The organism is Streptomyces sp. NPDC052721 (assembly GCF_040678315.1).
GTDB lineage: Bacteria > Actinomycetota > Actinomycetes > Streptomycetales > Streptomycetaceae > Streptomyces.
Genome location: NZ_JBFATL010000020.1, coordinates 7395 through 26305 on the forward strand (window position 1 = coordinate 7395; position 18911 = coordinate 26305).

17 protein-coding genes are annotated in these 18911 nt (G+C 72.2%); 8 read left to right on the forward strand and 9 right to left on the reverse strand.

The window, feature by feature from the left end; all coding sequences use genetic code 11:
• The first annotated feature begins 114 nt into the window (after positions 1 to 114).
• Positions 115 to 948, forward strand: coding sequence for a chaplin family protein (locus AB0L21_RS20115; RefSeq protein WP_365785432.1), 834 nt, complete (start codon positions 115 to 117; stop codon positions 946 to 948).
• Positions 949 to 1025: 77 nt separating this feature from the next.
• Here AB0L21_RS20115 and AB0L21_RS20120 read toward each other — a convergent pair whose 3' ends face one another.
• Positions 1026 to 1214, reverse strand: a complete 189-nt coding sequence (locus AB0L21_RS20120) for a DUF5703 family protein (RefSeq protein WP_043407302.1) — start codon at positions 1212 to 1214, stop codon at positions 1026 to 1028.
• 47 nt (positions 1215 to 1261) lie between these two features.
• On the opposite strand from AB0L21_RS20120, the gene AB0L21_RS20125 reads away from it, so the two are divergent.
• Positions 1262 to 1981, forward strand: a complete 720-nt coding sequence (locus AB0L21_RS20125; RefSeq protein ID WP_365785434.1) for a hypothetical protein — start codon at positions 1262 to 1264, stop codon at positions 1979 to 1981.
• 201 nt (positions 1982 to 2182) lie between these two features.
• Here AB0L21_RS20125 and AB0L21_RS20130 read toward each other — a convergent pair whose 3' ends face one another.
• Positions 2183 to 4567, reverse strand: a complete 2385-nt coding sequence (locus AB0L21_RS20130) for a helix-hairpin-helix domain-containing protein (protein ID WP_365785436.1) — start codon at positions 4565 to 4567, stop codon at positions 2183 to 2185.
• Entirely contained in the window at positions 4564 to 5547 is a 984-nt protein-coding gene (locus tag AB0L21_RS20135) for an aldo/keto reductase (RefSeq protein ID WP_365703836.1), read from the reverse strand. The genes AB0L21_RS20130 and AB0L21_RS20135 overlap by 4 nt, the downstream gene beginning before the upstream one ends.
• Before the next feature lie 234 nt (positions 5548 to 5781).
• On the opposite strand from AB0L21_RS20135, the gene AB0L21_RS20140 reads away from it, so the two are divergent.
• Together AB0L21_RS20140 and AB0L21_RS20145 are read left to right on the forward strand one after the other, a co-directional pair.
• On the forward strand, positions 5782 to 6837 hold the full coding sequence (locus AB0L21_RS20140; protein WP_365785438.1) for an LLM class F420-dependent oxidoreductase: 1056 nt from the start codon (positions 5782 to 5784) through the stop codon (positions 6835 to 6837).
• Positions 6838 to 7185: 348 nt separating this feature from the next.
• Positions 7186 to 7974, forward strand: coding sequence for a ferritin-like domain-containing protein (locus tag AB0L21_RS20145; RefSeq protein WP_365785440.1), 789 nt, complete (start codon positions 7186 to 7188; stop codon positions 7972 to 7974).
• A gap of 7 nt (positions 7975 to 7981) precedes the next feature.
• Here the strand turns inward: AB0L21_RS20145 and corA are convergent, their stop codons facing one another.
• The gene (gene corA / locus AB0L21_RS20150) at positions 7982 to 8977 is read right to left on the reverse strand and encodes a magnesium/cobalt transporter CorA (protein WP_365703842.1); all 996 of its coding nucleotides are present in this window, start codon (positions 8975 to 8977) and stop codon (positions 7982 to 7984) included.
• 62 nt (positions 8978 to 9039) lie between these two features.
• On the opposite strand from corA, the gene AB0L21_RS20155 reads away from it, so the two are divergent.
• The 4 genes from AB0L21_RS20155 to mshC all read left to right on the forward strand — a co-directional run bounded on the left by AB0L21_RS20155 (position 9040) and on the right by mshC (position 12527).
• Complete coding sequence (locus AB0L21_RS20155) at positions 9040 to 9726, forward strand: histidine phosphatase family protein (RefSeq protein WP_365703844.1); 687 nt, start codon at positions 9040 to 9042, stop codon at positions 9724 to 9726.
• Positions 9727 to 9825: 99 nt separating this feature from the next.
• Positions 9826 to 10416: a DUF3090 domain-containing protein gene (locus AB0L21_RS20160; RefSeq protein WP_103812375.1), complete on the forward strand. Its 591-nt coding sequence runs from the start codon at positions 9826 to 9828 to the stop codon at positions 10414 to 10416.
• Positions 10380 to 11204 (forward strand): SCO1664 family protein, encoded by an 825-nt coding sequence (locus tag AB0L21_RS20165; RefSeq protein WP_365703846.1) that lies wholly within the window; start codon positions 10380 to 10382, stop codon positions 11202 to 11204. Before AB0L21_RS20160 ends, AB0L21_RS20165 begins: the two co-directional genes overlap by 37 nt.
• Positions 11205 to 11297: 93 nt before the next feature.
• Positions 11298 to 12527, forward strand: a complete 1230-nt coding sequence (gene mshC, locus AB0L21_RS20170; protein ID WP_365703848.1) for a cysteine--1-D-myo-inosityl 2-amino-2-deoxy-alpha-D-glucopyranoside ligase — start codon at positions 11298 to 11300, stop codon at positions 12525 to 12527.
• Positions 12528 to 12591: 64 nt separating this feature from the next.
• Here the strand turns inward: mshC and AB0L21_RS20175 are convergent, their stop codons facing one another.
• From AB0L21_RS20175 to AB0L21_RS20195, 5 genes are all read right to left on the reverse strand, one after another.
• The gene (locus AB0L21_RS20175; protein WP_365785442.1) at positions 12592 to 13512 is read right to left on the reverse strand and encodes a PAC2 family protein; all 921 of its coding nucleotides are present in this window, start codon (positions 13510 to 13512) and stop codon (positions 12592 to 12594) included.
• A gap of 169 nt (positions 13513 to 13681) precedes the next feature.
• Positions 13682 to 14353 (reverse strand): FadR/GntR family transcriptional regulator, encoded by a 672-nt coding sequence (locus AB0L21_RS20180; RefSeq protein WP_365703852.1) that lies wholly within the window; start codon positions 14351 to 14353, stop codon positions 13682 to 13684.
• Between the two features lie 152 nt (positions 14354 to 14505).
• Complete coding sequence (locus tag AB0L21_RS20185; protein ID WP_365785444.1) at positions 14506 to 16122, reverse strand: glycerol-3-phosphate dehydrogenase/oxidase; 1617 nt, start codon at positions 16120 to 16122, stop codon at positions 14506 to 14508.
• Between the two features lie 48 nt (positions 16123 to 16170).
• Positions 16171 to 17709, reverse strand: a complete 1539-nt coding sequence (gene glpK, locus AB0L21_RS20190; RefSeq protein WP_365703856.1) for a glycerol kinase GlpK — start codon at positions 17707 to 17709, stop codon at positions 16171 to 16173.
• Between the two features lie 91 nt (positions 17710 to 17800).
• On the reverse strand, positions 17801 to 18595 hold the full coding sequence (locus tag AB0L21_RS20195; RefSeq protein ID WP_365703858.1) for an MIP/aquaporin family protein: 795 nt from the start codon (positions 18593 to 18595) through the stop codon (positions 17801 to 17803).
• Between the last annotated feature and the right edge of the window lie 316 nt (positions 18596 to 18911).

The window sequence follows — 18911 nt, forward strand, 5'->3', positions numbered from 1 at the left end:
GGGGTGCCCGTTGGTGTCTATTTCTCCCGCTCGTGGCCGTGGGCGCGCGCCCCCCCGCGGCGCCCGACCGGTCTTTCCGGAAACGAAGACATGGAAGGCAGGGGGGTATTCAGCATGCGACAAGGCACACGCAAGAGCCTGATGACCATGGCCGCCGCGACCGGTGTCATCGCCGCCGCGGGCGGCTACGCACACGCCGACTCGGGCGCGGCGGGCTTTGCCGGGGGATCACCCGGCGTACTGTCCGGCAACACGGTGCAGGCGCCCGTGCACGTGCCGGTGAACATCTGCGGCAACACCGTGAACGTCGTCGGGCTCCTGAACCCGTCGGTGGGCAACGCATGCGCCAACCACGGCGGCACCTCCGGGGGTCACCACAGCGGTTCCGGCGGCTCGCACGCGGACGGCCACACCGGCGGCTCGCCGGGCGTCGGCTCCGGCAACACCGTGCAGGTGCCGATCGATGTCCCGGTGAACGTGTGCGGCAACAGCGTCGACGTCATCGGGGTGGGGAACGCCGCGGTGGGGAACGACTGCGCCAACGAGGGCGGGCACGGCAATCCGCCCGGGGAGCCGGGGCACCCGGGTCACCCGGGGGAGCCCGGGCATCCCGGGAAGCCGGGAGAGCCAGAGCATCCGGGGAAGCCTGGTGAGCCCGGGCATCCGGGGAAGCCGGGTCATCCCGGGCAGCCCGGTAAGCCTGGCAACCCGGGGCACCCCGGCCATCCGGGCCACCCCGGCACCGGCACCCAGACCGGCGAGGGCGGCTCCGGCACGCACGGTACGTCCCAGGTCAGGGCCCAGGTGGGCCGCTCCGGTCAGCCCGTGAGCACCGGCCAGCTCGCCCATACGGGCAGCGAGGTGCCGCTCGGCATCGCCCTGCCGGCCGGCGCGGGCGCGCTGCTCGCCGGAGCGGTGCTCTACCGCAAGGCGCGCGCCAGGGCGTGACCCGAAACGGAGCGGGCCCCTGCCATGCCGGCGGGGCCCGCTCCGTTCATCTGTCCACACTCACCCTGTGATCACGCTCACCATGTCGCGCGCACCTGGCGGATGATCCGCCGGCGCAACCGCACCTTGCGGCTGCCGTCGCGCAACAGGCTCAGTCGGTCCAACTCCCAGTGTCCGTACTCGGCATGGTCCGTCAGCAGACGTGTGGCCTCCTTGCGGGAGACCCCGCGAGGTACGTACACGTCGACAAATTCGTATTCCGGCATCGCATCTATTGTGCGGGCTGGTGCCCGGTACGGATAGCGTCTGCACTATGTCTGATGCTGCGCAGCCCACCGCTGCCGAGGTACGCGCCGCCGCCGAGGCCGTCAAGACCGCGCTCGACCGTCATCTCGCCGCGGTCGAACGCAGGTCGGGGGAGGACGACCCGGCCGTGTCCGAGGCGTTCAACCAGCTGGCCGCTGCCGCCGAGGCGTACGACGAACTGCTCTACGACCGCTTCGACGAGGTCACCCCCTTCGAGATCCCCGGCGCGGAGGAAGCGCTGCCGCCGTACGCGGGCCCGGAGGAGCCGAACGCGATCAGTGTGCTGATCCGCCGCGACTACACCGTGGCAGAACCCCAGCGCCTGCTGGCGCAGGCCCAGCGGGTCGAGGCGGCGGAGTTCGACGACGTCGTGGACGAAGACGATGCCGCCGGGACGGTTCCGGGGGCGCTGGGCATCCTCTTCGGCGAGTTCGAACCGGACGAGATCGCCTCCCGGCACAAGGAGTTCGGCCTGGAGGAAGGCGACTCCACGCTCTGGGTCACCGCGGCCGAGGAGCCGCCCGAGGCGGGGGAGTGGCTGGAGGCGCCGTTCGAGCACATCGATCCGCAGCAGGTGGTGTGCCGGTTCGATGTGAGCGCGGTGTTCGACGACGAGGTCTCCGACGGCGAGGACGACATCGACTTCGTCGACGAGGACGAGGACGAGGACGAGGACGGGGACGGGGACGGGGACGGGGAGCTGGAAGCGCTCGACGCCGAGAAGTGAAGAGGTGGAAGTGACGGGGTGGAAGTGCGGGGTGGAAGTGACGGCGGTGGCGGTGCCGTGGGCCTGGGGCCGGTACGGCACCGCCGGACTCCGCCGTCGCGACTGATCCCCGGTCGCGTGATCGCCGCTCGCGGCGGAGGCAGAGGCGCGGAGGAATACGATCGTACGAAGACGCGCGGGCGAAGACGCGCGGGCGAAGACTCAGGTCGCCGCGACCTGCGTGCGCAGCAGCGTCTGCAGTCGGGTCGTGCGCGGCTTGGACGGGACCTCCGCCACCGCCTTCGGCAGGGCCTGTTCCACACCGTGCACCACGGACAGGTGCCGCTCCGCCCGGCCGAACGCCGTGTACACCCAGGGGCGGCTGAGAGCCTGCGCGGCGTCGCCGGGCAGGACCACGACCGCCGCCGGCCAGCGGGTGCCCACCGCCTGGTGCGCGGTCAGCGCCCAGCCGTGCCGCACGCTGCCCTCCACCCGCTCGCGCGGTACGACGACGGGGGCGCCGGCGCACGACAGGTGCAGCCCGTCGGCGTCGGCCTTCACCACCACACCCGGCACCGTGCGCCCCGGTGCGGGGGAGTAGGCGATCCGGTCGCCGGGGTCGAAGCCGCCGAACCGGCCGGGGCCGGGGTTGAGGCGCTCCTTCAGGACGGAGTTGAGGGCGCGTGTGCCCGCGGCGCCGCCGTGGCCCGGGGTGATCACCACGGTCTGGTCGGCCGGGACGCCGATCGCCCGTGGCACCGAGTCCGCGACCAGCTGCACCGTCCGGTGCACGGCCTCGCCCGCGTCCCGCACCGGCACGATGACGATCTCCTTGCCCGGCGCGGCGACCTGGTTCAGCTCGCCGACGCCGATGCCGGAGACCAGCTCGCCGAGCGGACCGGGGTCGGGGACGCGGGAGGCGGTCTGCGGGCAGGCGCGGGCCGCGAGCAGGTCGGCGAAGACGCGGCCCGGACCGGCCGACCACAGCACCCCGGGGTCACCGCTCAGCAGCAGCCGGGCCCCGTCGGGCAGCGACTCCACCAGCATCGCGGCGCTCTCCACGTCGAGCTGGGGCGCGTCCAGCACGATCAGCAGATCGAGTTCCAGGGCGCCGTCCGCGTCGCGGCCCGGGCCCTCGGTGCCGGACAGCAGCCCCGCGACCGTGCCCACGCCGTGCTCCGCCGGCTCCCCGCCCAGCCGCTCGGCCAGTCGCCGGCGCCCGTCCGGGGTGTGGCAGGCGGCGAAGGCCCGCAGGCCCGCGGCACGGGCGGCACCGAGCAGCGCGGCCGGTTCGGCGCGGGCCGCCTCTCCGCCGGTGTGCAGCACCAGGCCGTGCGCGGCGACCGCGCGGGCCAGCTCCGCAGCACCGCCGGACAATCCGGCCGCGGTGCCCTCCCAGGCCTGCCCGGCCTCCTTGGACAGGGAGTTGACCAGCCGGGCCAGGCCGTCCGCGAGGCTCTCCTCGGCCAGCGCGTACCGCTCCAGACCGACGAGAACCCGGACCGGCCGCTCCCCCTCCTCGTCGGTGTCCTCGTCGCTTGCCTGGGGCGCGGCGGCGCCGGGCTCCTCCAGGGCGTCCTGGAACACCAGCGCCTCACCCTCGGCGAGCGCGCCCTGCACCGCCGCGTCCGGGTCCGGCACGCCCTGCTTGCCGAGCGCCGCGGTGAGCGTGGGCAGCTCCAGGGCGGTGTGCCCGGCCACGGCCGCCTGCTCCAGCAGCCAGACGGTCAGCGCGCGGCCCCGCCGCTCGTCGTCCGGGCCGCAGGCCGCGCCGAGCAGCGCACGGGCGAAGCCGTCGGCCTGGTCCGGCCGTACGCCGCCGATGCGGAGCAACTGCCAGGGGTCCTCCCGGAGGGCGGTGTCGGCGCCCTCACCGAGGGCCGCGGCGACCTGCGGGGCCAGGGTGTCGGGTGCGCCGCCTTCGGCCAGCACGCGGCGCACGGCGTCGACGGTCTCCGGCGCGGGGCCGCTGGGCGCGACCGGGGCGGGGGCCGGCTGGGGCCTGCGCACCGGTTCCGGGGCGGGGCGGCGCGGTGCCGGTGCGGGCTCCGCGAACACCGCGGCCACCGGCTTCTCGCCGCTCTCCACGGCCCGGACCGCCGCGAGCAGGTCGGCGGCCTTGCCGCTCAGCTTGGTGCCGCTGTCGATCGGGCCCCTCTTCTCGGCCTTGCGCCGCTCGATCCGCTCCCGCTCGATCCGCTGCGCGGCCAACTCGGCCTCCGCCTCGGACAACTCGGCAGCGGCGGCACCGCCCTCGGCACCGCCGGAGCCGCCGACGGCGTCCGTGCTCTCGGCGCCTGTGAGGGCATCCGCCGCGCCCGTGTCGCCACCGGCGTCCGCGCCGCCGATGCCATCCGCCGCGCCCGTGTCGCCACCGGCGTCCGCGCTGTCCGGGTCGCCGGTGGCATCGGCACTGCCGGAGCCGCCGACGGCGTCCGTGCTCTCGGCGCCGGTGAGGGCATCCGCCGCGCCCGAGTCGCCGACGGCACCGCCGGTGTCGGTCGTGCCCTCGGCCGTGACGGTCCCGTCGGTGCCCTGCTCCGTGGTCCCCGGTGTGTCCGGCGTCCCCGGCCCGGCTTCCTCCGTGGTCTCCGGCTCCGTGCTCACAGCGTGCTCCAGTCGTGATCGGGATAGCGGTGCACGGGCGCCGACACATCGTCCAGCGCCCGGCAGATCTCGTCAGGAAGACTAAGGGCCTCCACTGACAACGCCGCCGTGAGCTGCTGCGCGTTGCGTGCGCCGACGATCGGCGCGACCACCCCGGGCCGGTCCCGGACCCAGGCGAGGGCCACGTGGAGCGGGGTGACCGCGAGCCCGTCGGCGGCCGTCGTCACCGCGTCCACGATGCGGGTCGCCGCGTCGTCCAGGTACGGCTCCACGAACGGCGCCAGGTGCTCGGAGGCGCCGCGCGAGTCCGGGGGAGTGGTGTGCCGGTACTTGCCGGTCAGCACGCCCCGGCCGAGCGGGGAGGAGGGCAGCAGGCCCACCCCGAGGTCGAGCGCGGCGGGCAGCACCTCGCGCTCCACGCCCCGCTGGAGCAGCGAGTACTCCATCTGTGTGCTGGCCAGCCGGGTGCGGACGCCCGGCGCGGCCAGCTGCCAGGTGGCCGCCTTGGCCAGCTGCCAGCCGCAGAAATTGGACACCCCCGCATACCGGGCCCGGCCGCTGCTGACGGCGAGGTCGAGGGCGTGGAGCGTCTCCTCCAGCGGGGTGGCGGGGTCGTAGGCGTGGATGTGCCACAGGTCGACGTAGTCGGTGCCCAGGCGGGCCAGGGAGGCGTCGAGCGCGGCGAGCAGATGGCCGCGGGAACCGTCGAAGCGGCGGTCGGGGTCGGGAACGCTGCCCGCCTTGGTGGAGATGACCAGTTCACGGCGGGGCACCAGGCCGTCCATGAGCTGCCCCAGCAGATACTCCGCCTCCCCGTCGCCGTACACGTCCGCCGTGTCGACGAGGGTGCCGCCGGCCTCCCAGAACGCCTTCAGCATGTCCGCGGCGTCGTGCTCGTCGGTGTCCCGGCCCCAGGTGAGGGTGCCGAGTCCGATCCGGGACACGCGCAGGCCGGTCCGGCCGAGATGCCTCTGCTCCATGCCCGCGAGATTACTGGCCGGAACCCGGTGCGGTGGGTTGCCTGTGGACAACCCGTTCGGAGTGCCCCGAAGGACGCGAGGACCTGCGCGACCGGCCCCTACCCGGCCCGCAGCCGAGGAACCGCCGAAGACCCACCGGCGAACCGCCGAAGCCGGGCACCCTGCCCCCGGCACCCGCCCCCGCGCTAAGGTCTGCCGCACAGGGACGTTACTCATGGGTAAGGGGATTCGGCCATGCAGCTCGGGATCAACCTCGGCTACTGGGGTGCCGGAATGGACGGCGACAACCTGGCCGTGGCGCAGGAGGCCGACCGGCTGGGCTACGCGGTGTGCTGGGCCGCCGAGGCCTACGGCTCCGACGCCGCCACGGTGCTCAGCTGGGTCGCCGCCCAGACCGAGCGCATCGACGTCGGCTCGGCCATCTTCCAGATCCCGGCCCGGCAGCCCGCGATGACCGCGATGACCGCGGCCACGCTCGACTCGCTCTCCGGCGGCCGGTTCCGGCTCGGCCTCGGCGTCTCGGGCCCGCAGGTCTCCGAGGGCTGGTACGGCGTCAAGTTCGACAAGCCGCTCGCCCGCACCCGCGAGTACGTGGAGATCGTGCGCAGGGCGATGACCCGGAAGCGGCTGACGTACGAGGGCGAGCACTGGACGCTGCCGCTGCCCGGCGGCCCGGGCAAGCCGATCAAGCTGACCGTGCACCCGCAGCGCGAGCACATCCCGCTCTACATCGCCGCGATCGGCCCGAAGAACCTGGAGCAGACCGGCGAGATCGCCGACGGCGCGCTGCTGATCTTCCCCTCCGCCGAGCACCTGGAGGAGACCACGGTCAAGTACCTGCGGGCCGGCCGGGAGAAGGCGGGACTGACACTCGACGGGTTCGACGTGTGCCCGACCCTGCCGATCGCGCTCGGCGACGACAAGGACGTGGCCCGGCTCGCCGACACCTTCCGCCCGTACACCGCGCTGTACGTCGGCGGCATGGGCAGCGCCAAGCAGAACTTCTACAACCAGCTCGCCCAGCGCATGGGGTACGAGAAGGAGGCCGCCGAGATCCAGCGGAGGTATCTGTCCGGGGACAAGCAGCAAGCCGCCGCCGCGATCCCGCAGGACCTCATCGACCGGACCACCCTGCTGGGCTCCGTCGACCGGATCGCCGACCGGATGAAGGCCTACGCCGCCGCCGGGGTCACCACCCTCAGCCTGGCCCCGGCCGGCTTCACGCTGGAGGAGCGGATCGCCTCCCTGCGGGCCGGCAGCGAGGCCCTGGAGCGCGCCGGGCTCGCGTAAAGGGGATTTCAGCGGCCGTGGTGGGGGCTCGGGGGTCTTCCCCGCCACGGCCGTCACCGAGAACAACGCGCCCGGCACCGCCCGGTTACGACCGCGACCCCTTCTTTCACGACTCCAGCGGGCACCCGCCGCCCCGCCGTTCACGGCATCGGCGGCCCCTGTCCACGCGCCCTTCGCGCCCCGGCGTCCCACCGTCCACACCCCGGCGCCCCGCCCGCCGCGCCCCCCTTCCTCCGTTCGGACCAGTCCGCCCGCACCCCTGTTGCGGCCCTGTCCGCCGCGCATTTGACTCGTTCTTCGCGGGATCCGTTTCGCGGAGTCCGGCGGAGCTGCGGAGAGGTGCCTGCCATGCTGTCGGCCAAGAGTCTGTTCCAGGAGATCCTCGACAACGACGAGTCCTTCCGGCTCTTCTGCTCCATCGCCGCAAGCGGGGAGGCCCAGGGCGGCTGGGAGAACGGGCGGATCGCCGCGCTGGTGCCGCGGAGCGAACGCGCGCTGGCCCCGAAGATCGCCCGGCACGGCGCCGACGAGGACAAGCACGGGCGCGTCTTCACCGCCCTGCTGAAGAAGCGCGGCCTCACCCCCGTCCCCGTCCCGCCCGAGACCGACTACACGATGCTCCTGGAGCGGCGCGGCATCGGCCTCGCCCACGACAAGCTCCGCCGGGACGAGCCCCTGACCGTGCGGGACGTCATCGTCTACCTCGCGCACAGCAGGGTCACCGAACAGCGCGCCGCGGAGCAGCTGGGGCTGCTGCGGACGTACTTCGCCGACCACCCGGAGATCGGCAAGGCCGTCCGCATGATCTCCGACGACGAGGACAACCACCTCGCCTACACCCACGAGGAACTGCTGCGCCTCGCCGCCGCCGGGCACGGCCGGCTGATCCAGCGCACCCTGCGCGCGTGCGCGCTCACCGAGATCCGCGTCCACCGGGACGTCAGCCTCGCCGTCATGGCCCGCATGAGCCGCATCCTCGGCTGGCCGAAGGCCAGGTCCGCGCTGCTCGCGGCCGGCATCCACGCCGTGTACGCCTACGAACGCCTCGCCGGCTGGCACCGCATGGTCACCCTCACCATGCCCGAGCGCCACGACGCCCTCGGCGGACCGGCGGCACCCGCGCCCGAGTGCGCCTGAGCCGCGCTCACAGCCAGCCGCGCCGCTTGAACTGCCGGTACAGCAGCACCTCCAGCACGGCCATCACCAGGATCACCGCCGGATACGACCACAGCCAGTGCAGTTCGGGAATGTGGTCGAAGTTCATGCCGTAGATGCCCGCGATCATGGTGGGGACCGCGGCCATCGCCGCCCACGCGGAGATCTTCCGCATGTCGTCGTTCTGCCGGACGCTCATCTGCGCCAGGTGGGCGGAGAGGATGTCCGACACCAGCCGGTCCAGGGCCTCCACCGACTCGTTCACGCGCGTGAGGTGGTCGCCCACGTCCCGGAAGAAGGGCCGTGCCTTGTCGTGCACGAAGGGCACCGTGCCGCCCGTCGGGCCGTTGCCGGCCAGCCGGGCCAGCGGCAGGGTCAGCGGCCCGGTGGCCCGGCGGAACTCCAGGACCTGCCGCTTGAAGGTGTAGATCCGGGACGCGGTGTTGCGGGAGCCACCGGTCTCGGGCTGGAACACCTCCGCCTCCAGCTCGTCCAGGTCGGTCTGCAGCTCCGTCGCCACCTCCAGATAGTGGTCGACGGTGGCGTCCGCGATCGCGTACAGCACGGCGGTGGGCCCCTTGTCGAGCATCTCCGGCTCCTCCTCCAGCCGGTGCCGCACCGCCGCCAGCGGCGAGCACTCGCCGTGCCGGACGGTCACCACGAATGAGTCGCCCACGAAGACCATCACCTCGCCGGCGGAGACCGCGTCGCTCTCCGGTTCGTACACGACCGGCTTCAGCACCATGAACAGCGAGTCGTCGTACACCTCCAGCTTGGGTCGCTGATGCGCCTTGAGCGCGTCCTCCACGGCCAGCGGGTGCAGTCCGAACTCCTGGGTGACCAGCTCGAACTCCCGCTCGGACGGCTCGTGCAGCCCGATCCACACGAAGCCGCCCGCCGCCCGCGCCTCGGCGAGCGCGTCGGACAGGTCCTCCGGCCCCTCGGTGCGGTGCCCCTGCCGATAGATGGCGCAGTCAACGATCACGCCGCGCATTCTCCCTTCGCCCAGCCGCCGGCGCACACCTTCATGCGCCTACCCTGGTCCGCATGCCCACGCTGATCCTCGTCAGGCACGGACGTTCCACCGCCAACACCTCGGGTGTGCTCGCCGGGAGGACGCCCGGCGTCGCCCTGGACGAGCGCGGCGCCGCGCAGGCCGCCGCGCTGCCCGCAAGGCTCGCCGGCCTGCCGCTCTCCGAGGTCGTCACCAGCCCGCTCCAGCGCTGCCAGGAGACCGTACGCCCCCTGCTGGAGGCCCGCCCCGGCCTCCCCCTCCACACCGAGGAGCGGATCGGGGAGTGCGACTACGGCGACTGGTCCGGCCGCAAGCTCGCCGAGCTGAAGGACGAGCCGCTGATGGAGGTCGTCCAGGCCCACCCGTCAGCCGCCGCCTTCCCCGGCGGGGAGTCCATGCGGGCCATGCAGACCCGCGCCGCCGAGGCCGTACGCGAGTGGAACGCGCGCGTGGAGCGCGAGCACGGCGCCGACGCCGTCTACCTGATGTGCTCCCACGGCGACATCATCAAGTCGCTCGTCGCCGACGCCCTCGGTCTTCACCTCGATCTCTTCCAGCGGATCTCCGTGGAGCCCTGTTCCGTCACCGCCATCCGCTACACCCGTCTGCGGCCCTTCCTCGTCCGCCTCGGCGACACCGGCGACTTCGCTTCGCTCGCCCCGCGCGAGGAACCCGGTGAGGGCGACGCACCGGTCGGGGGTGGTGCGGGCGCACCGTGATCGTCGGCCGCAGTAGGGTGAAGCGACTCACCCCATCGCGTGTCCGCATGGCCCGCACCGCTGAAACGCTCGAAACCACGACATCAATGGAGACAGGACGTGTCCCGTCAGGTGTTCCTCTACGACCAGCCGGACCGCTTCGTGGCCGGCACGGTCGGACTGCCCGGGCGCCGTACGTTCTTCCTCCAGGCCACCGCAGGCCCCCGGGTGACCAGCGTGGTCCTGGAGAAGACCCAGGTCGCCGCGCTCGCCGAGCGCATGGACGAACTGCTCGACGAGGTCGTACGCCGTAGTGGCGGCAGCGCCGCGGTCCCCGCCGTGGCCCCCTCCGAGATCGCCGACACCGCGCCGCTGGAGACCCCCATCGAGGAGGAGTTCCGCGTCGGCACCATGGCCCTGGCCTGGGACGGCGAGGAACAGCGCATGATCGTCGAGGCGCAGGCCCTCGTGGAGCTGGAAGCCGACACCGAGGAGGACCTGGCCGAGGCCGAGGAACGGTTGCTCCAGGACGAGGAGAACGGACCCCCGATGCTGCGGGTCCGGCTGACCGGCGCGCAGGCCCGGGCCTTCGCCAAGCGCGCCCTCGACATCGTCAACGCCGGGCGGCCACCGTGCCCGCTGTGCAGCCTCCCGCTCGATCCGGAAGGACATGTATGTCCGCGCCAGAACGGATACCGCCGCGGAGCGTGACGGCCGATCCGAACCCCGCCGGACTGCTCGCGCGGGGTGAGCTGACCGTGCGCGGCCGGATCCGCGAGGCGTCCAACGCGGCGCTGTTCTGCACGGTCGCCCTGGACGGCCGGGAAGCCTCCTGCGTGTACAAGCCGGTGGCCGGGGAGCGCCCGCTGTGGGACTTCCCCGACGGCACCCTCGCGGGCCGCGAGGTGGCCGCCTACGAGGTCTCCGAGGCCACCGGCTGGGGGCTCGTGCCGCCCACCGTGCTGCGCGACGGGCCGTACGGCGAGGGCATGTGCCAGCTGTGGATCGACGTCCACCCGGAGGCGGAGCTGCTCGCCCTGGTCGACGCCGAGGAGCCGGAGCCGGGCTGGAAGGCGATCGGGTTCGCCGAGGTCGGCGAGGGGCGCACCGCGCTGCTGGTGCACGCCGACGACGAGCGGCTGCGCCGGCTCGCCGTCCTGGACGCGGTGATCAACAATGCCGACCGCAAGGGCGGCCATCTGCTGCCCACCGCCGAGGGCCGGCTCTACGGCATCGACCACGGCGTCAGCTTCAACGTCGAGAACAAGCTGCGCACCCTGCTGTGGGGCTGGGCCGGCGAACCCCTCACCCCGGAGGCCGTGGCCGTCCTCAAGGGGCTGCGCGAAGGCCTGGAGGGGGATCTGGGCCGGCGGCTGGCCGCACTGATCACGGCGGCGGAGATCGACGCCACGCGCGCGCGTGTCGACGCGCTGCTCACCTCGGGCCTGCATCCGGAACCGAGCGGGGAGTGGCCCGCCATCCCCTGGCCGCCCGTGTGAGCACATCCGGCGCCGAGTCACAAGACCGCGGAACCGGCCATCCGGCCCGATCCCGTTCGTATACGCAGCTCGGCGCCGGTTAGGCTCATGTACATGCATGCCTGGCCCGCTTCCGAGGTCCCCGCCCTGCCTGGTCAGGGCCGCGACCTGAGGATCCACGACACCGCGACCGGCGGCCTGGTCACCCTCGACCCCGGTCCCGTCGCCCGCATCTATGTCTGCGGCATCACGCCGTACGACGCGACCCACATGGGTCACGCGGCGACCTACAACGCGTTCGACCTGGTTCAGCGCGTGTGGCTCGACACCAAGCGGCAGGTCCACTACGTCCAGAACGTCACCGACGTCGACGATCCGCTGCTGGAGCGGGCGGACCGGGACGGCGTCGACTGGGTCGCCCTCGCCGAGAAGGAGACCGCCCTCTTCCGCGAGGACATGACCGCCCTGCGGATGCTCCCGCCGCAGCACTACATAGGCGCCGTCGAGGCGATACCCGGCATCGTCCCGCTCGTGGAGCGGCTGCGCGACCTCGGCGCGGCCTACGAGCTGGAGGGTGACATCTACTTCTCCGTCGAGTCCGACCCGGACTTCGGCAAGGTCTCGAACCTGGACGCCGCCGCCATGCGGCTGCTGTCCGCCGAGCGCGGCGGCGACCCGGACCGCCCGGGCAAGAAGAACCCGGTCGACCCGATGCTGTGGATGGCGGCCCGGCCCGGCGAGCCCAGCTGGGACGGCGGCTCCCTCGGCCGGGGCCGGCCCGGCTGGCACATCGAGTGCGTGGCCATCGCCCTCGACCACCTCGGCATGGGCTTCGACGTCCAGGGCGGCGGCTCCGACCTCGCGTTCCCGCACCACGAGATGGGCGCCTCGCACGCCCAGGTCCTCACCGGCGAGTTCCCCATGGCCAAGGCGTACGTGCACGCCGGCATGGTCGCCCTGGACGGCGAGAAGATGTCGAAGTCCAAGGGCAACCTGGTCTTCGTCTCCACGCTGCGCCGCGACGGCGTCGACCCCGCCGCCATCCGCCTGGCGCTGCTCTCCCACCACTACCGCGCCGACTGGGAGTGGACCGACCAGGTCCTCCAGGACGCCGTCGCCCGCCTCGCCCGTTGGCGCGCGGCCGTCTCCCGTCCCGACGGCCCCTCCGCCGACGCACTGGTGGAGGAGATCCGCGAGGCCCTGGCGAACGACCTGGACGCCCCCGCCGCCCTGGCCGCGGTGGACCGCTGGGCGGCCCGGCAGGAGCAGGAGGGCGGCACCGACACCGGCGCCCCCGGCCTGGTCACGCGAGCGGTGGACGCGCTGCTGGGCGTGGCTCTGTAAGGCCCCGAAGGGGCGCTTCTCCCCATGGGAAGCGCCCCTTCGCCGTACCTCAGCCGCCGTATCCTCAGTCCTCCGGGCTGTCTTCGTCCTCCTCCTTGGACACGCCCCCGGCCGCCGGAGGCCGCGGCTTGCCGCCCGGAGGGCCCACGTCCCGGCGCCGCAGATACCGCTCGAACTCCCGCGCGATGGCCTCACCGGACGCCTCCGGCAGCTCCGCGGTGTCCCGGGCCTCCTCCAGCGTCTGCACGTACTCGGCGACCTCGCTGTCCTCGGCGGCCAGCTGGTCCACGCCCACCTGCCAGGCCCGCGCGTCCTCGGGCAGCTCGCCCTGCGGGATGCGCAGGTCGAGCAGGTCCTCCAGGCGGTTGAGCAGCGCCAGCGTGGCCTTCGGGTTGGGCGGCTGGGAGACGTAGTGCGGTACGGCCGCCCACAGCGAGACCGCGGGGACGCCCGCGTGCGTGCACGCCTCCTGCAGGACGCCGACGATGCCCGTCGGACCCTCGTACTTGGTCTCCTCCAGGTCCATCCGGCGGGCCAGGTCCGGGTCGGACGTGACCCCGCTGACCGGCACCGGACGCGTGTGCGGGGTGTCCCCGAGCAGGGCGCCCAGGATGACCACCAGCTCCACGCCCAGCTCGTGCGCGAAGCCCAGCAGCTCGTTGCAGAACGAACGCCAGCGCATGGACGGTTCGATGCCCCGGACCAGTACCAGGTCGCGCGGCTTCTCACCGCCGACGCGGACCACCGACAACCTTGTCGTCGGCCACGTGATCTTGCGCACACCGCCGTCCATGAACACCGTGGGGCGGTTCACCTGGAAGTCGTAGTAGTCCTCGGCGTCCAGCGCCGCGAACACCTCGCCCTTCCACTCGCGTTCCAGATGCGCGACCGCCGTGGAGGCGGCGTCGCCGGCATCGTTCCAGCCCTCGAACGCGGCCACCATGACTGGGTCGATCAGCTCGGGAACCCCCTCCAGCTCGATCACCCAGTGCCTCCTTCCGACGTGCCCTCGCTTGACTCACCAACCTTACGGCGTCCGGCGGGGGCGCCCGCAGCCCCCTTGCGTGGGGGAGTGAACGGATCACTGCCCCGTTCGCCGCCGCGGAACACGCGTGAGCAGCCGAACTCACAGAGCCGACGTCACACAGCCGGACTCACAGGGTGGACCGCAGCCACTGCTCCACGCTCGCGATGTGCACGGTCGCCCAGGAGCGCGCCGCCTCCGCGTCCCGGTCGCGCAGCGCGCCCAGGATCGCCCGGTGCTCGCGCAGGGTGCGGCCGACGGCGTCCTCCTGGGTGAGCCCCCGCCAGATCCGGGCCCGCGTGGTGGGCCCCGACAGCCCGTCCAGCAGCGAGCACAGCACCGAGTTCCCGGCGCTCTGCACGATGCTCCGGTGGAACTCCAGGTCGGCCGCGACCAGCTGCTCCACCGAGGGCTCGGCGCCCAGGGCGTCCAACTGGGCCTCCAGTGCGTCCAGTTGCCCGGTGTCGATCCGGGGGGCCGCCAGCGCGGTCGCGGCCGGCTCCAGGATCCGGCGCACCGCCAGGAACTCCAGCACCGTGTCGTCGCGGTGGAAGTCCACGACGAAGCTCATCGCCTCCAGCAGCAACTGCGGATCGAGGCTGGTGACGTAGGTGCCGTCGCCCTGCCGCACGTCGAGGATCCGGATCAGCGACAGGGCGCGTACGGCCTCCCGCAGGGAGTTGCGGGACAGGCCCAGCTCGGCGGCCAGCTCGCTCTCCTTCGGCAGCCGGTCGCCCGGGCGCAGCGCACCGGAGACGATCATCCCCTTGATCTTCTCGATCGCCTCGTCGGTGACTGCCACGGCCGGCCTCCTGTCGCCCCGGACATCGGATGTCAGCACATTATGCGGCGGCGCCGCCGGGCCGTGGAGCGCGTTCCCGCGCACGGGGAAGCGGAAGAGGCGGCCCCGTCGGCGTGGGGCCGCCCCTCCTGGATCGTGCACGCGCCCGCTTGCTACTTCTTGTCCAGCAGGTCCTGGACCTTGGCGCGGACCTCGTCCGTGGCCAGGCCCCGGATGGTCAGCGTGGTGCGGCGGCGCAGCACGTCGTCCGGCGTCTCGGCCCACTCGTGGTCACGGGCCCAGACGACCTGCGCCCAGATCTCCGGGGCGTCGGGGTGGACGCGCCCGGCCAGCTCCGGGTTCTCGTTCGCCAGGCGGGCGATGTCGAAGGCCAGGGAGCCGTAGTGGGTGGCCAGGTGCTTGGCGGTGTCGGCGGCCATGCGCGGGCCCGGAGCCGGACCGTCGACCAGCAGCCGGTGGGCGACCGCGCGCGGGTTGGCGACACCGGGCAGCGGCAGCTTCTTCGGCAGCGAGGAGATCGGCTCGAAGTCGTCGCCGAGGGGGTGGCCCGGCAGCGCCTCCAGCTTCTTCATGATGGTCCGGCCGATGTGGCGGAACGTCGTCCACTTGCCGCCCGCGACGGACAGCATGCCACCCTTGCCCTCGGTCACCACGGTCTCGCGCTTGGCCTTGGCGGTGTCGCCGGGGCCGCCCGGCAGCACCCGCAGACCGGCGAACGCGTACGTGATGAGGTCGCGCTGGAGCTGCTGGTCCCGGACGGAGAACGCGGCCTCGTCCAGGATCTGGGCTATGTCGTTCTCGTTGACCGCGACATCCGCCGGGTCGCCCTCGTACTCCTCGTCGGTGGTGCCGAGCAGCAGCATGTCCTCCCAGGGGAGGGCGAAGGTGATGCGGTACTTGTCGATGGGGGTCGCGAGCGCGGCCTTCCACGGAGACGTCCGCTTCAGGACCAGGTGCGCGCCCTTGGACAGACGGATGGACGGCGCCGCGCCCGGGTCCTCCATCCTGCGCAGGTGGTCGACCCAGGGGCCGGTCGCGTTCAGCACCAGGCGGGCGTTGACGCCGAACTCCTCGCCGGACAGCCGGTCCCGGAGGTCGGCGCCGGTGACCCGGCCCCTGGTGAAGCGCAGCCCGGTGACCTCGGCGTGGTTGAGGACGACCGCGCCCGCCTCGACGGCCGCGCGGACCGTCATCAGCGCCATGCGGGCGTCGTTCATCTGGTCGTCGCCGTACACGGCCACGGCCTTGAGGTTCTCGGTGCGCAGCTCGGGCACGTCCTGCGCCGCCTTGGCCGGCGAGAGCAGGTGGCCGACGCCGTCGCCGAACGCGGAGAGCGCGGAGTAGGCGAAGACGCCCGCGCCGAGCTTCGCCGCGCCGTGCGGCCCGCCCTTGTACACGGGGAGGTAGAAGGTGAGCGGGTTCGCCAGGTGGGGGGCCACCTGGCGGGAGACCGCACGGCGCTCGAAGTGGTTCTCCGCCACCAGCTTCACCGCGCCGGTCTGCAGGTAGCGCAGGCCGCCGTGGAGCAGCTTGGAGGAAGCGGAGGAGGTGGCACCGGCGAAGTCGCCGGCGTCGACCAGCGCCACCCTGAGCCCGGACTGCGCGGCGTGCCAGGCGGTGGAGATGCCCAGGATGCCGCCGCCGATCACAAGAAGGTCGTACGACGCCTTGGCGAGCTGCTCCCTGGTCTCGGCCCGGCTCGGGTTGGAGCCGGAAGCCGGGTGCGTTCCCAGGGCAGGCACGGACTGCAGGGTGGACTGACTGGTCATGTCGGGTACTTACTCCTCGTCAGAGATGTCTGAGCTGTCTTGGGCCGCTCAGCTCTCGTCCTCGATCCAGCCCATGGTCCGCTCGACGGCCTTGAGCCAGTTCTTGTACTCACGGTCGCGGGTCTCCGCGTCCATCTGGGGGGTCCATTCGGCGGCCCGGCGCCAGTTGGCGCGCAGTTCGTCGGTGCTGGACCAGAAGCCGACGGCGAGGCCGGCGGCGTAGGCGGCGCCGAGGCAGGTGGTCTCGGCGACCATCGGGCGCACCACGGGTGCGTCCAGGACGTCGGCGAGGGTCTGCATCAGCAGGTTGTTGGAGGTCATGCCGCCGTCGACCTTGAGGGTCACCAGCTCGTCGCCGGAGTCCTTGACCATGGCGTCGGCGATCTCCCGGGTCTGCCAGGCGGTGGCCTCCAGGACGGCGCGCGCGAGGTGCGCCTTGGTCACGTACCGGGTCAGGCCGGCGATCACACCGCGGGCGTCGGAGCGCCAGTGCGGGGCGAACAGGCCGGAGAAGGCCGGTACGAAGTAGGCGCCGCCGTTGTCCTCGACCGAGAGGGCGAGCGTCTCGATCTCGGCGGCGGTGGAGATCAGGCCCATCTGGTCGCGCATCCACTGCACCAGCGAGCCGGTGACGGCGATCGAGCCCTCCAGGGCGTACACCGTCGGCTGGTCGCCGATCTTGTAGCCGACGGTGGTCAGCAGACCGGCGTAGGAGTTGATGATCTTGGAGCCGGTGTTCATCACCATGAAGGTGCCGGTGCCGTAGGTCGACTTGGTCTCGCCCTCGGAGAAGCAGGTCTGGCCGAACAGGGCCGCCTGCTGGTCGCCGAGCGCGGAGGCGACCGGGATGCCGCCGAGCAGGTCGCCGAGCTTGCCGCCGGTGACCTCGCCGTAGACCTCGGCGGAGGACCGGATCTCGGGCAGGATCTGCAGCGGCACGCCGATCGATTCGGCGATCTTCTCGTCCCACTGCATCGTGTGCAGGTTCATGAGGAGGGTGCGGGAGGCGTTGGTGACGTCGGTGACGTGCTTGCCGCCGTTGACACCGCCGGTCAGGTTCCAGATGACCCAGGTGTCCATGGTGCCGAAGAGGATGTCGCCGGCCTCGGCGCGCTCCTTGAGGCCCTCGACGTTGTCGAGCAGCCAGCGGGCCTTGGGCCCGGCGAAGTAGGAGGCCAGCGGCAGGCCCGTCTCGCGGCGGAAGCGGTCCTGGCCGACGTTGCGGCCCAGCTCCCTGCAGAGCGCGTCGGTGCGGGTGTCCTGCCAGACGATGGCGTTGTGGACGGGCTCACCGGTGTTCTTGTCCCACAGCACGGTGGTCTCGCGCTGGTTGGTGATGCCGATGGCCTTGATGTCGTCGCGGGTGATGCCGGCCTTGGCGACGGCGCCGGCGACGACTTCCTGGACGTTGGTCCAGATCTCGTTGGCGTTGTGCTCGACCCAGCCCGGCTTCGGGAAGATCTGCTCGTGCTCCTTCTGGTCGACGGAGACGATGCGGCCGTCCCGGTCGAAGACGATGCAGCGCGAGGAGGTCGTGCCCTGGTCGATCGCCGCGATGAAGGGGCCTGCGGTGTGGGCGTCGGTCACTGTGTGCTCCTGAAAGATCCGTGGTGATGGGGCTGTACGTACGGCGCGTGCTCGAAGACTCGGTGCTTCTTCAGGCTTCTCAAGAGGCTTCTCAAGCAAAGGCGACGTTGTAGATGCCTGCAGCGATGGCGCCGCCGATCAGCGGACCGACCACCGGGATCCAGGCGTAGCTCCAGTCGGAACCGCCCTTGTTGGGCAGCGGCAGCAGGGCGTGCACGATGCGCGGGCCCAGGTCGCGGGCCGGGTTGATCGCGTAGCCCGTGGGGCCGCCGAGCGACAGACCGATCGACACCACCACGAGCGCGGTGATCAGACCGCCGAGGATGCCGAGGCCGTTGCCCTTGTCGTTCAGGCCCTGGGTCAGGACCGCGAGGATCAGCACGACCGTGCCGATGATCTCCGTGGCGAGGTTCTGCACCACGTTCCGGATCTCCGGACCGGTGGAGAAGATACCGAGGACCGGGCCGGCGCCCTGCTCCTCGGCCTCGACCGCCTTGGCCGCCGTGGCCTGCGCGCCCGGACCGCCGACGATCTCCCTGTCGGTCAGGTGCGCCTGGAACTGGCCGTAGTAGGCGACCCACACCAGGGCCGCGCCGATCATGGCGCCGAGCAGCTGGCCGGCGAAGTAGACCGGGACGTTGCTCCAGTCGCCGTCCTTGATGGCGAGGGCGACGGTGACGGCCGGGTTGAGGTGGGCGCCGGACAGCGGTCCGGAGATGTACACGGCCGTCAGGACGGCGAAGCCCCACCCGAAGGCGATGGCGAGCCAGCCGGCGTTACGGGCCTTGGAGGCCTTCAGCGTGACGGCGGCACAGACGCCGCCGCCGAGCAGGATGAGTATGGCGGTACCGATGGTCTCGCCGATGAAGATGTCGGAGCTGGACACCCGCGACTCCTTTGTCCTTCGTCCAGGGGTAGCCGAACCCCGGTCCCAGCGGGGGTTCTGGCGCCCTCAGGGGGTGAGAGCGATGCCGGCCCTTGGCGTTGTCACACTCTAGCGCGTATTGCCGGAAGGTGTTCGACAATGCCGACCGATGGACGGGAGTCTCGCTTCGGCGTTACACGTGAGTCAAGGGTTCTGTTATCGAAAACAGGATCGTTATTGATCGCTGCGCGTTATCAACGTTCGTGCACGGACGTACGATCTGGCCCATTTGGTCGATTTCAGGGTAGGTCGACGGCCGGAACGCCGCCTGGCGTCC

What these genes read in the sequence shown, in the direction of transcription:
- mshC (WP_365703848.1), top strand. Translation starts at nt 11,298, where the DNA reads ATGCATGCCTGGCCCGCTTCCGAGGTCCCCGCCCTGCCTGGTCAGGGC.
- AB0L21_RS20155 (WP_365703844.1), top strand. Translation starts at nt 9,040, where the DNA reads ATGCCCACGCTGATCCTCGTCAGGCACGGACGTTCCACCGCCAACACC.
- AB0L21_RS20145 (WP_365785440.1), top strand. Translation starts at nt 7,186, where the DNA reads ATGCTGTCGGCCAAGAGTCTGTTCCAGGAGATCCTCGACAACGACGAG.
- AB0L21_RS20140 (WP_365785438.1), top strand. Translation starts at nt 5,782, where the DNA reads ATGCAGCTCGGGATCAACCTCGGCTACTGGGGTGCCGGAATGGACGGC.
- AB0L21_RS20125 (WP_365785434.1), top strand. Translation starts at nt 1,262, where the DNA reads ATGTCTGATGCTGCGCAGCCCACCGCTGCCGAGGTACGCGCCGCCGCC.
- AB0L21_RS20115 (WP_365785432.1), top strand. Translation starts at nt 115, where the DNA reads ATGCGACAAGGCACACGCAAGAGCCTGATGACCATGGCCGCCGCGACC.
- AB0L21_RS20185 (WP_365785444.1), bottom strand. Translation starts at nt 16,122, where the DNA reads ATGACCAGTCAGTCCACCCTGCAGTCCGTGCCTGCCCTGGGAACGCAC.
- AB0L21_RS20120 (WP_043407302.1), bottom strand. Translation starts at nt 1,214, where the DNA reads ATGCCGGAATACGAATTTGTCGACGTGTACGTACCTCGCGGGGTCTCC.
- AB0L21_RS20165 (WP_365703846.1), top strand. Translation starts at nt 10,380, where the DNA reads ATGTCCGCGCCAGAACGGATACCGCCGCGGAGCGTGACGGCCGATCCG.
- AB0L21_RS20135 (WP_365703836.1), bottom strand. Translation starts at nt 5,547, where the DNA reads ATGGAGCAGAGGCATCTCGGCCGGACCGGCCTGCGCGTGTCCCGGATC.